Origin of the sequence: Blattabacterium cuenoti (assembly GCF_014252015.1) — a bacterium.
GTDB lineage: Bacteria > Bacteroidota > Bacteroidia > Flavobacteriales > Blattabacteriaceae > Blattabacterium > Blattabacterium cuenoti_U.
The window spans coordinates 357,424-369,743 of the sequence record NZ_CP059206.1 but is presented as its reverse complement, the minus strand read 5'-3'; the positions used below and the strand labels follow the sequence as shown (position 1 = coordinate 369,743).

Below are 12,320 nucleotides of genomic sequence, written 5' to 3'. Positions count from 1 at the left end.
TGTATACATAAAATTAATATAAAAATAAAAAAAAGGCACAGAGCGGAATCGAACCGCTATAAAAGGTTTTGCAGACCTCTGCCTTTCCATTCGGCCACAGTGCCATCTTCAATCATCTAAAATAACACATACTCTATCTACATTTCCTTGTAATGGAGGATTTTCCTTACAAATTTTTACTTTTGTATATTTTACTAGAGGTTTTTTATATTTTTTTATTCTCTTAATTATTCTTTGTGCTAAATGTTCAATCAATTTAGAATTAATATTCATTTCTTCTTTTACAATATGATACAAATCTACATAGTTAATAGTCTTAGATAAATCATCATTAACAGATGCTTGATGAAAATCAATTTCAATTTCTAGATTAATTGTATAATGAGATCCAACATATTTTTCCTCTGGCATGCATCCATGAAATCCAAATAATTTAATATTTTCTAACACTATTTTTCCCATGAAAAAAATATTATTTTTTCATAGCTTCTTTATAATTTTCTTCTACTTTTATCCAATTTACTATATTCCAAAAAGAAGAAATATAATCTAAACGACGATTTTGATATTGTAAGTAATAAGCATGTTCCCAAACATCTAGTCCAAGTATTGGAATCCCTTCACAACCCATTCCGAACATAATAGGATTATCCTGATTGGCTGTGGAACAAATTGTTAATTTTTCTTCTTTTACGCATAACCAAGTCCATCCGGATCCAAAATGATTAGCTGCAACTTTAGAAAAGTTATCTTTAAAAGATTCAAAAGAATTAAAATTTTTTTGAATAATTTCAAGAAAATCTGGACTTGGATGAGTATATTTGATATGAGGAATCAATATTTCCCAAAATAAATTATGATTGTAAAAACCTCCACTATTATTACGTATTATTGAAGATTCAACATGAACTCTTTCTAAAATTTCTTTTATAGAAAAATTCAACATATTTGTATTTGAAATAGAATTATTTAGATTATTAGTATAAGTTGCATGATGTTTATTGTAATGAATATCCATAGTCTTTCTATCTATGTAAGGTTCGAGATCCTCATATAAATAGGGAAGTTTCGGTAATTTAAATGACATAGTTTTTTTTTTAGAATATAATATGTTTGAGAAAACAAATATAATTAAAAACCTTGGTATTAAAATTTAATTTAAAATATTATTGCATTTATTCCGGGAAGTATTTTCTTTTTCAAACTATATAACATAGCACCACCTCCTGTGGATAAGTAACTCATCTTTTTCTCACTTTTCTCCATTTTTAATGAAGCTATAGAATCTCCACCTCCTACTAAAGAAAATGCACCCTTATCAGTTGCATTTGCAATTGCTTTTATTACAGATCTAGTTCCTAAAGAAAAATTAGGAAATTCAAAAACACCTACAGGTCCATTCCATAAAATCGTTTTAGATTTTTCTATAATTTTACAAAAATTTTTTATAGAAACAGGACCTATATCTAATCCCATCCATCCATTTGGAATGGAATAAATAGGGCTAATTTTAGTGTTGGCTCCATTTTTAAATGAGTCGGCTATCAATACATCTTCCGGTAGATGTATAATATTTGTTTTTTTTTTATATTTATGAAAAATTTTTTTTAATGTTTTTTCTATAGTTTGATCTTTATCTTCTTCAATCATAGATTTTCCTATTTTTCCACCTTTCATTTTTATAAAAGGATAAGACATTCCTCCTCCTATTAAAATGTAATCTGCGAAATTTATAATATTTTCAATAATCTCTATTTTAGAAGAAATTTTTGCTCCTCCTAATAAAACTGTAATAGGTTTTTCTCCTTTTCCATATAAAAATTGGTTTAAAAATTCTATTTCTTTTTTCATAAGAAAACCAATACATTTTTTTTCTCCAAAAAATTTGGGAAGAATGGTAATAGAAGAATGTAAGCGATGTGCTACTCCAAAAGCGTCATTAACATAAATATTTCCTAATTTTGATAATTCATGAGCAAAATTTTCATCTTCATTTTCTTCTTCTTTGTAAAAACGTAAATTTTCTAATAATAAAATTTCACCATTTTTCAATTCATTAACTTTTTTTATCACAGAATCTCCAATACAATCTCCAAAAAAATTTACAAAAACATTTAATTTTCTGGATAAATAATGAGCTAAAAATTCTAAAGAATATGTTTTGGATGGAATTCCTTTTGGTCTTCCAAAATGAGATATGAGAACAATTTTTCCTTTTTCAGAAATAATTTTTCTAATGGTAGGAATACTATATTGAATACGTGTATCATCTATAATTTTATAAGATTTGTTTATAGGAACGTTAAAATCAACTCTTATTAAAGCAATTTGATTTTCAAAATTAAAATTGTTAATAGTTTTTATTTCCTTTATCATATTCATATTATGCAAAATTACCGAATTAAATTTATAATATTTAAAACATAAATGGATTGTAAAATTTTAATGTATATTTATTGTTTGTTTCTTTTTTTTGCAAAAATATAATGCTAATAGCAATAGGTTCTGATCATACAGGGGTATATTATAAATATGCGATAAACAATTTTTTAATTAAAAAAGGATACAAAATCAAAGATTTTGGATTTTCAGAACAAGGAAAAAAAGTTGATTATCCAGATTTTATTCATCCTACAGCAAATTTTGTAAATGAAGGAAAAGCTGATTTTGGAATTATCATATGTGGAAGTGGAAATGGCGCAGCTATGACAGCTAATAAATATGAAAAAATTCGTGCAGCTTTAGTATGGAAAAAAGAAATCGCAATTTTAGCAAGAAAACATAATAATGCTAATATCATTAGTTTACCAGCACGTTTCATAAAAAAAAATGAAATAATAGAAATTGTAGAAATATTTTTAGAAACAAATTTTGAAGGAGGAAGACACAAAATAAGAATAAAAAAAATACCTACAAATCCTCAGTAGCTCAGTTGGTTAGAGCATCTGACTGTTAATCAGGGGGTCGCTGGTTCGAATCCAGCCTGAGGAGCTTATTCCGATAAAACTACATGTGAATTAGTTTTAAATACAGTTATTTCAATTGTTATTTTCCATAAATAAAATTAGAAACTATCTGAATTACTTTTTTTTTTGTTTGAAATAAATCAATATTTAATAAAACAAAATCAAATAATTTAGCATAATTATTTTCTTTTTTTGCTTTTTTTAAACGAATATTTATGTTTGTTTCATCATTTTCATAGTTTTTATGATATCTTGTAATAAGTCTTTCTTTTAAAACTTTTATAGAATTTACCATTATAAATATGGATAAAGAATTATTGGGATATTGTTTTTTTAGATTTAATCCTCCTTTTACATCTATATCAAATAAAATATGTTGATTTGATTTCCAAATTTTATAAATTTCATTTTTTAAAGTTCCATAAAATAATTTTGGATAAACCTCCTCCCATTCTGCAAATTGATACTTTTTTATTTTAGAAAAAAAAGAGTTTATAGACAAGAAATAGTAATCTTTTCCATGTATTTCATTATTTCGAATTGATCGTGTAGTACATGAAACCGAAAATTTTAGTTCTGGAAATTTTGAAAGTAAACAATGTGAAATCGTAGTTTTTCCAGATCCAGAAGGACCTGATAAAATAATCATTTTTCCTTTTTTCATTATTTTATCTAACTTTGTTTTATTTAATATCATGGAAAATAAAGTTTTTATAAAAATTTATGTGATATGAAATTAGGAATAGTAGGTGTAACAGGAATGGTCGGACGTGTGATGATTGATCTCCTAGAAAAAAGAAATTTTCCATTAAAAGAGTTATATATTTCCGCTTCTGATAAATCTATTGGTAAAGAATTTTTTTTTAAAAAAAAAGTATATCAAATTATTAGTATATATGATCTATTTTTAAACAAACCTGATATTGTTTTATTTTCAGCGGGATCTAATATATCAAAAGAATGGGCTCCAAAATTTTCAAAAGAAGGATCTACAGTTATTGATAATTCTTCAGCATGGAGGATGGATCCCAGCAAAAAATTAATTGTTCCTGAAATCAATGCGACTTCTTTATGTAAAGAAGATAAAATTATTGCTAATCCAAATTGCTCTACAATACAATTAGTTATGATTTTATTTCCATTGCATATAGAATATGGACTTAGTAGAGTTATTATTTCCACTTATCAATCAGTAACAGGAACTGGAAAAAAAGCTTTGGATCAGCTATATAAAGAAAAGGATGGAAATTTTTCTTTAAAAGTATATCCACATCCTATTTATCAAAATGTATTACCTCATTGTGATCATTTTACAAATAATGGATATACAATAGAAGAGATGAAATTAATAAATGAAACAAAAAAAATAATAAATGATTATAACATATCAATAACAGCAACAGCTGTCCGTGTTCCTGTTACAGGGGGGCATTCAGAAAGTGTTAATATAACATTTAAGAAGAAACCTAATATAAATCATATATATGAAATACTATCGAAAACAAAAGGAATAATAGTTGAAGATAATCCAAAAAAAAATGGATATCCAATGCCATTATATGCAAATGGAAAAGATGAAGTTTTTGTTGGTAGAATACGAGAAGATTTTTCATTTCCAAATTCTATAAATATTTGGATCGTGTCAGATAATCTTCGTAAAGGTGCAGCTACTAATGCTATTCAAATTGCTGAACATTTAATAAGAAAAAAATATGTTTAACTATTTTTCAAAATTTTTTTCAATTATAAGAGTATATTCTCCTAATATTTTTTTTGAATTTTGATAATATAAAATCATTTTTTCTATATTTCCCCTTGATATATTTTGGAAATATTTAGATATTTCTTTGCATACGACAATATTTCTTTCTGAACCAAAGAAATATTTCATTTCATTTAATGTTTGTAATAATCTATGAGGAGATTCGTATAATATAATAGTTTTATTTTCTTTAGATAGATTTTCTAATTTAATTTTTCTTTTTTTTTTGGGTAAAAAACCTATAAAAATAAATTCATTAGTAGACATTCCTGAACAAACTAATGCTGGAACAAATGCAGTAGGACCAGGCAAACATTCTATAGTAATAGAAGCTTGAATACAAGATTTTATTAACAAAAAACCTGGATCCGATATACTTGGAGTACCTGCATTAGATATTAACGCTAATTTTTTTCCTTTTTTAATTTTTTTTATAATATAGGGAATTATTTTATGTTCATTATAAATATGATATTTATTTACATTAGTTTTTATATTATAAAAATTCAATAATTTTTTGGAAGTTTTATAATTCTCTACTAAAATTAAATCTACCTCTTTTAATATTCGTAATCCTCTGAAAGTAAAATCCTCAAGATTTCCTATAGGAGTAGGTACAATATATAACATATTATAATTTACAATGTTAAAAAATGTTAAAAATCATATAAAAAAAAGATATAATAAATCTATTATTATAAAAATAAAAATCCATAACTTCTATCATAAAATTTTAGGAAAATATTTGTAAAAAATTTTTAATCATTCAAATTAAAATAATTAGACTATGTGAAATACTTTTTTTTAAATTAATATTTCATCATCAAATAAAATAATTATTTATAATTAATAATATAATATAATAGTTGAGTTAATGCATTAAAAAATTAATTAATGCTGATGAAATCAATAATAATGAGAGGAAAACAATATATATTTAGAAGTCATTTAGTATCTGGAGATATTATATTTAAGTATGATTTGAATGGTTTTTTGAGAGAGGTTATTTTTCCTGAAAGACTTTCTTTTTCGCATTATGTATGGATAGGTAAATATTTACCTTACAATGAATCTATTATAAATAAAATGAAAAATGCTAGATCAGCTTTTTCTATAGAAGAAATTCCTGCTGATTTATCTTTTAGTCGTTTTTGGACAGATTATAGATATAAAGTTGGAAAAAAAAGAATGGCTGAAAATATTTGGAATCGTATGTCTTTATCTGATAGAGTTAAAGCTTTATCTTATATTCCTAAATATTTAGATCACGTAAAACGTACAGGACATGATCAAGCTTATCCAACTACTTATTTAAATCAAAGATACTTTGATAGTTAATTAATTATTCCTATTATTAATTATAATGTTAACAGCTTCTTCTAAATTGAGTGAATTATTCAAAAATATTTTTTCATCAATTGGAATCGATTTGCTATTATGTTTAATATAAATATTGTATTTATTTATTTTTAGTAAAATATCTTTTTTTTCAAATACACCTAATAACTTTGGAAGTTCAAGTATTTTTAAAGCTTCTGTAAGAGAAATTTTTTCTATTTTTTGTTTGTTTAATAAGGGAACAAATTTTGGCTTTTCTTTATTATTAAATTCTCCCATTTGAATAATGGGACCATATTTTGCTATTTTTACAAAAATTTTTTTACCAGATTTTGGATCTTCTCCAAGAAAACGTTTTTTATCAATTTTATTGACATTATTTTTAACATATTGTATTTTATTATAAAATTTACTGTAAAAATTTTCAATAATTTCAATCCAAGATTGTTTTCCTTTAGCTATATTATCAAATTTTTCTTCTAAGTTTGCAGTAAAATCATAATTTATTATTTCATAAAAATTTTCTTTTAAAAAATTAGTGGTTAAAATACCCATTTCTGTTGGAAAAAATTTATTTTTTTCCGTTTCAGAAATTTGATCATTCTTTTTAATAATTGAATCTCCTTTCAATATAAAAATTTCACGTGTTTCTATTTTTTTTGAAATTTTTTGTATGTTAACATAATTTCTTTTTTGAATAGTGGAAATTATAGGTACATAAGTAGAAGGTCTACCTATTCCTAATTCTTCCAATTTTTTTACTAAACTGGCTTCATTGTATCTTCGTATATGATTTTTAATAGTTTGTTTAGCTATAATTTCTTTTTTTTCTAGAAAAGAATCTTTCTTTATTTTTATTTCTAAAATATCTATGTTATATTTTTCTTTTTTTTCAATATTGAATATCTTCATAAAACCATCAAACAAAACAGTTTTTTTAGTACAAATAAAAAAATTTTTAAAATGAGAAGGTTGAATATAAATATCTTTTTTTTCAAAAATAGCATCTTTCATTTGTCCTGCAATTGTTCGTTTCCATATAAGTTTATAAAGACGTTTATGAAATATATCTAAAGAATCTAAATAATTTTTATTAAAATTAATAACTGTAGGATGAATAGCTTCGTGAGCTTCCTGAGATAATTTATTTTCTTTTTTATAAAATTTTTTTATATATAGATATTTTTTTCCATATGAAGAAAGAACGAAATTTTTAATTTCTACTAATATTTTTTTTGATAAATTTGTACTATCTGTTCTAATATATGTAATAAATCCTTTTTCATATAATTTTTGAGCTAAAAACATTGTTTTGGATATAGAATAATTTAACTTATTACAAGCTTCTTGTTGTAAAGATGATGTAGTAAATGGAGGAGGTGGACATTTTTTCTCTTGTTTTACAACAATTTTTTTTACTACAAAAGTACTATTTGAACATAATGTTAAAATATTCTTCATTTTTTTTTTATCTTCTATTTTTTTTTCCAACTTAGCACTAAAAGTAGTTTTATCTTCAGAATTAGTAAAAATTCCATATAATTGATAAACTGGTGAAGGAATCAAGTTTTGAATTTTTTTTTCTTGCTCTACTATAAGTCTTACTGCTACAGATTGAACTCTTCCTGCAGAAAGACCAGAGTTGATTTTTTTCCATAAAATAGGAGATAATTGAAATCCTACTAATCGATCTATAATTCGTCTAGCCTGTTGAGCATAAACTAAATTATAATCAATAGATCTTGGATTTTTTATAGCATAAAAAATTGCTTCTTTCGTAATTTCGTGAAATACTATTCTTCTATATTTTTCATTAGGAATATTGAATGTTTTATAAATTTGATAAGCTATAGCTTCTCCTTCACGATCTTCATCAGAAGCTAACCAAATGATTTCGTAATTTTTTATTAATATTTTAAGATTTTGAACAATTTTTTTTTTTTAGATAGTATTACATAATTTGGTTTAAAATTATCTTTAATTTTAATACCTATTTCTTTTTCTGGTAGATCTATGAAATGTCCATAGCTAGATACTACATAGTAATTTTTTCCAAGAAATTTTTGTATTGTACAAGCTTTAGTGGGAGATTCCACAATTACTAAGTTTTTTTTCATTTTATTTCGAATTTATTGATTTCTTTCTACAATAAAATTTACCATTATTTTTAACGTTTCTTTAATTGTACCTTCCGGATAAAACTCTAATATTTTTAATGCGTTATTGCGAAATTTTATCATTTTTTTAGTGGCATATTCTAACCCTCCATATTTTTTTACATAATTAATTATTTGGCATCTTTTTTTTTCGTCATAATTTTTTATATAATTTAATATATATTTTTGATCTTTTTCAGAAGCATTTTGAATAGTATAAATAAGTGGAAGTGTTATTTTTTTTTCTCTTAGATCTATTCCTATAGGTTTTCCAGTAAAATTATTTTTTTTTTCATCATAATCAAATAAATCATCTTTTATTTGAAAAGCTATACCTGTAAAAATTCCAAATTTTCTCATTTTTAAAGCTGTTTTTTCGTCTACATTGACCGATCGTGCTCCTGCTTCACAAGAAGCAGCAATTAAACTTGCTGTTTTATGATAAATAATTTGATTATAAATTTTTTCAGTGATATTTAATTTTTTAGATTTTTCCATTTGCAATAATTCTCCTTCACTCATATTTTTTATGGTTTTACACACAATTTTGAGTAAATCATAATAATTATTATTTGTTGCAATTAAAAGACTTTTAGAAAGTAAGTAATCTCCTATTAAAACAGCTATTTTATTTTTCCATATAGCATTAATAGAAAAAGAACCACGACGAAGAAAACTATTATCTATCACATCATCGTGTATAAGTGTAGCTGTATGGATTAGTTCTATTAAACAAGCGGTATGATATGTTTTTTTTTGTACATTTCCTAACATTTTAGCAATTAAAAAAATAAATATAGGACGAATTAATTTTCCTTTTCTATGAATAATATAATGAGTAATTTGATTAACTAAAGGAACATTGCTTTTAATTATATCTACAAATTGTTTTTCAAATTCATTTATTTCTTTTTTTATGATAGTTTTTACTTTATCTAGGATTATTTTCATAATATCTTATGGTTTTTTTTGATAGTGTTTTATAATATTAACATAGCATCACCATAAGAATAAAATCTATATTTTTTTTCTATTGCTACTCGATATGCTTTCATTATTAAATCAAAACCAGCAAAAGCAACTGTCATCATAAGTAATGTAGATTTTGGCATATGAAAGTTCGTAATCATAGAATTAGCTATACTAAAGTTATAAGGAGGAAAAATGAATTTATTAGTCCATCCACAAAATGGATTTAAATTTTTGTTAGAAGAAACTGAGCTTTCAATAGCTCTCATAGAAGAAGTTCCAACAGCACAAATTCGTTTTTTTTTTTGTTTGGTATAATTGATTATTTTACATGTATTTTCATCTATAAAGCATTTTTCGGAATCCATTTTATGTTTTGATATATCTTCTACTTCTACAGGTAAAAAACTTCCTAATCCTAAATGTAAAGTTACTTCCACTAAATTGATCCCTTTTATTTCTAGTTTTTTTAATAAGTGTTTTGAAAAATGTAATCCTGCTGTAGGTGCAGCTACAGATCCTTCTTTTTTTGCATATACTGTTTGATAACGTTTTTCGTCATTTTTTTCTGGTTGTCTATTCATGTATTTGGGTAAAGGGGTTTTTCCTAACTCTTTTATTTTTTTTATAATTTTTTCATGATTTCCATTAAAATTAAGCTGTAAAATTCTTCCTCTAGAAGTAGTGTTATCTATAACTTCACCTGTTAATCCAGATCCAAAATTTAATTTATTTCCTACTCTTACTTTTCTAGCAGGATCAACTAATACATCCCATGTTCTATCTTTTGAATCTAATTCTCTAAGTAAAAAAACTTCTATTTTAGCTTCTGTTTTTTCTTTATTTCCAAATAATCTTGCTGGAAAAACTTTGGTATTATTGAGAATTATAGAATCTCCTTCTTCAAAATATTCATGTAAGTCTTTAAATAATTTATGTTCTATTTTTTGATTTTTCCTATGAATGATCATTAATTTAGATTCATCTCTTTCTTGATTTGGATATTTAGCAAGAAGATTTAAAGGAGATATAAAATCAAAATCTGAAGTTCTCATGTTCATGTCTGATGAATTAGTAAATTAATATTTTAATTGTATAAAATTAGATTATTTATTTTTCTAGAAAAATATATATATAATTTATTTTTTTTTCAATTTTTGATTGAAAACTTTTTTATTTTAAAAAAAAAGACGTATACTTGCATTTTCGAGAATGGTTGTTTTATTGTTCTTTGCATAAAGAAGCTTCTAAGCCTGATACATCGGGATTTTAATAAAGTTTTACGTATTTGATATTAATTTTTTCACAACGGAGAGTTTGATCCTGGCTCAGGATGAACGCTAGCGGCGGGCTTAACACATGCAAGTCGAGGGGCAGCATGAAATCTATTCATAGATTTTGATGGCGACCGGCGTACGGGTGCGTAGCACGTACGTAACCTACCTTTTGCTAGAAAATAGCCTGAGGAAACTTAGATTAATGTTCTATAGTATAATAAAATCGCATGATTTTATTATTAAAGCAGAAATGCGGCAAAAGATGGACGTGCGCCCGATTAGTTTGTTGGTAAGGTAAAGGCTTACCAAGACGATGATCGGTAGGGGGCCTGAGAGGGTGATCCCCCACACTGGTACTGAGACACGGACCAGACTCCTACGGGAGGCAGCAGTGAGGAATATTGGTCAATGGAGGAAACTCTGAACCAGCCACGCCGCGTGCAGGAAGAATGCCTTACGGGTTGTAAACTGCTTTTGTTTAGGAATAAAAATTCTTACGTGATAAGAATTGTGAATGTACTATACGAATAAGTGTCGGCAAACTCCGTGCCAGCAGCCGCGGTAATACGGAGGACACAAGCGTTATCCGGATTTATTGGGTTTAAAGGGTGCGTAGGCGGTTTATTAAGTCAGTAGTGAAATGTTGCAGCTTAACTGTTAAAATTGCTATTGATACTGATAGACTTGAGTGAGACTGGAGTAACTGGAATGTGTGGTGTAGCGGTGAAATGCATAGATATCACACAGAACACCAATCGCGAAAGCAGGTTACTAAGTCTATACTGACGCTGAGGCACGAAAGCGTGGGGAGCAAACAGGATTAGATACCCTGGTAGTCCACGCCGTAAACGATGATCACTAGTTGTTGGATTTATTTCAGTGACTAAGCGAAAGTGATAAGTGATCCACCTGGGGAGTACGGTCGCAAGGCTGAAACTCAAAGGAATTGACGGGGGCCCGCACAAGCGGTGGAGCATGTGGTTTAATTCGATGATACGCGAGGAACCTTACCAAGGTTTAAATGTACTACGAATAAGCTAGAAATAGTTTAGTCTTCGGACGGAGTACAAGATGCTGCATGGTTGTCGTCAGCTCGTGCCGTGAGGTGTTGGGTTAAGTCCCTCAACGAGCGCAACCCTTGTTGTTAGTTGCCAACGAATAATGTCGGGGACTCTAGCAAGACTGCCGACGTAAGTCGAGAGGAAGGTGGGGATGACGTCAAATCATCACGGCTCTTATACCTTGGGCTACACACGTGCTACAATGGTCGGTACAAAGGGTTGCTACTGGGTAATCAGAAGCTAATCTCTAAAAGCCGATCTCAGTTCGGATTGGAGTCTGCAACTCGACTCTATGAAGTTGGAATCGCTAGTAATCGCATATCAGCCATGATGCGGTGAATACGTTCCCGGGCCTTGTACACACCGCCCGTCAAGCCATGGAAGTCGGGGATACCTGAAATTGGTGCCCGTAAAAGGAGCTGATTAAGGTAAAATCGATAACTGGGGCTAAGTCGTAACAAGGTAGCCGTATCGGAAGGTGCGGCTGGAACATCTCTTTTTTTAGAGTTTTTTCTTATTTATAAATCAATTGAAAAACTTATTAAAAAAAACCTAGTTATTAGGCTGGAAGCTTTCTATATGAAAAATGGTAAGAGAGTAGAGAAATTGATGATAAGGATAAGAATGATAAGAATCAGTCTCGTAGCTCAGATGGTTAGAGCGCTACACTGATAATGTAGAGGTCCGCGGTTCAATTCCGCGCGAGACTATTTAGGGGAATTAGCTCAGCCGGTTTAGAGCGCCTGCTTTGCACGCAGGAGGTCATCGGTTCGATCCCGATATTCTCCATT

At 27.2% G+C, this 12,320-nt stretch carries 12 protein-coding genes, 4 tRNA genes and 1 rRNA gene; 7 read left to right on the top strand and 10 right to left on the bottom strand.

The features are described 5' to 3' along the window. Positions 1–33: 33 nt before the first annotated feature. From H0H50_RS01740 to H0H50_RS01725, 4 genes are all read right to left on the bottom strand, one after another. Positions 34–104 (bottom strand) — tRNA-Cys (locus H0H50_RS01740). A 4-nt stretch (positions 105–108) separates the two neighbouring features. Further along, on the bottom strand, positions 109–462 hold the full coding sequence (folB, locus tag H0H50_RS01735; RefSeq protein ID WP_185866917.1) for a dihydroneopterin aldolase: 354 nt from the start codon (positions 460–462) through the stop codon (positions 109–111). A gap of 10 nt (positions 463–472) precedes the next feature. Beyond that, the gene (locus H0H50_RS01730; RefSeq protein ID WP_185866916.1) at positions 473–1,087 is read right to left on the bottom strand and encodes a superoxide dismutase; all 615 of its coding nucleotides are present in this window, start codon (positions 1,085–1,087) and stop codon (positions 473–475) included. Between the two features lie 71 nt (positions 1,088–1,158). After that, entirely contained in the window at positions 1,159–2,376 is a 1,218-nt protein-coding gene (locus tag H0H50_RS01725) for a phosphoglycerate kinase (protein ID WP_185867431.1), read from the bottom strand. 110 nt (positions 2,377–2,486) lie between these two features. Between H0H50_RS01725 and H0H50_RS01720 the strand changes: the two genes are divergently transcribed. Both H0H50_RS01720 and H0H50_RS01715 read left to right on the top strand, forming a co-directional pair. Beyond that, entirely contained in the window at positions 2,487–2,927 is a 441-nt protein-coding gene (locus H0H50_RS01720) for an RpiB/LacA/LacB family sugar-phosphate isomerase (protein ID WP_185866915.1), read from the top strand. After that, positions 2,918–2,991 (top strand) — tRNA-Asn (locus H0H50_RS01715). The genes H0H50_RS01720 and H0H50_RS01715 overlap by 10 nt, the downstream gene beginning before the upstream one ends. Before the next feature lie 54 nt (positions 2,992–3,045). Here the strand turns inward: H0H50_RS01715 and gmk are convergent. After that, positions 3,046–3,630, bottom strand: a complete 585-nt coding sequence (gene gmk, locus H0H50_RS01710) for a guanylate kinase (RefSeq protein ID WP_185866914.1) — start codon at positions 3,628–3,630, stop codon at positions 3,046–3,048. 66 nt (positions 3,631–3,696) lie between these two features. Between gmk and H0H50_RS01705 the strand changes: the two genes are divergently transcribed. Then, complete coding sequence (locus H0H50_RS01705) at positions 3,697–4,686, top strand: aspartate-semialdehyde dehydrogenase (RefSeq protein ID WP_185866913.1); 990 nt, start codon at positions 3,697–3,699, stop codon at positions 4,684–4,686. Here H0H50_RS01705 and rsmI read toward each other — a convergent pair whose 3' ends face one another. After that, entirely contained in the window at positions 4,687–5,358 is a 672-nt protein-coding gene (rsmI, locus tag H0H50_RS01700; protein WP_185866912.1) for a 16S rRNA (cytidine(1402)-2'-O)-methyltransferase, read from the bottom strand. A gap of 285 nt (positions 5,359–5,643) precedes the next feature. Between rsmI and H0H50_RS01695 the strand changes: the two genes are divergently transcribed. Next, on the top strand, positions 5,644–6,066 hold the full coding sequence (locus tag H0H50_RS01695) for a hypothetical protein (protein ID WP_185867430.1): 423 nt from the start codon (positions 5,644–5,646) through the stop codon (positions 6,064–6,066). Here the strand turns inward: H0H50_RS01695 and H0H50_RS03130 are convergent, their stop codons facing one another. Genes H0H50_RS03130 through queA form a run of 4 tightly spaced genes read right to left on the bottom strand, consistent with a single transcriptional unit; the run spans position 6,067 to position 10,246 of the window. Next, entirely contained in the window at positions 6,067–7,956 is a 1,890-nt protein-coding gene (locus tag H0H50_RS03130) for a type IA DNA topoisomerase (RefSeq protein ID WP_394798968.1), read from the bottom strand. It abuts the gene before it with no gap. A gap of 17 nt (positions 7,957–7,973) precedes the next feature. After that, positions 7,974–8,183 (bottom strand): toprim domain-containing protein, encoded by a 210-nt coding sequence (locus H0H50_RS03125; RefSeq protein WP_394798956.1) that lies wholly within the window; start codon positions 8,181–8,183, stop codon positions 7,974–7,976. Positions 8,184–8,195: 12 nt separating this feature from the next. Next, positions 8,196–9,173 (bottom strand): polyprenyl synthetase family protein, encoded by a 978-nt coding sequence (locus H0H50_RS01685; RefSeq protein WP_185866911.1) that lies wholly within the window; start codon positions 9,171–9,173, stop codon positions 8,196–8,198. A gap of 29 nt (positions 9,174–9,202) precedes the next feature. After that, positions 9,203–10,246 (bottom strand): tRNA preQ1(34) S-adenosylmethionine ribosyltransferase-isomerase QueA, encoded by a 1,044-nt coding sequence (gene queA / locus H0H50_RS01680; RefSeq protein WP_185867429.1) that lies wholly within the window; start codon positions 10,244–10,246, stop codon positions 9,203–9,205. A 250-nt stretch (positions 10,247–10,496) separates the two neighbouring features. Between queA and H0H50_RS01675 the strand changes: the two genes are divergently transcribed. The 3 genes from H0H50_RS01675 to H0H50_RS01665 all read left to right on the top strand — a co-directional run bounded on the left by H0H50_RS01675 (position 10,497) and on the right by H0H50_RS01665 (position 12,318). Next, positions 10,497–12,029, top strand: a 16S ribosomal RNA gene (locus H0H50_RS01675). A 136-nt stretch (positions 12,030–12,165) separates the two neighbouring features. Beyond that, positions 12,166–12,239: transfer RNA gene (locus H0H50_RS01670), tRNA-Ile, on the top strand. Positions 12,240–12,243: 4 nt separating this feature from the next. Beyond that, positions 12,244–12,318 (top strand) — tRNA-Ala (locus H0H50_RS01665). Positions 12,319–12,320 lie beyond the last annotated feature (2 nt).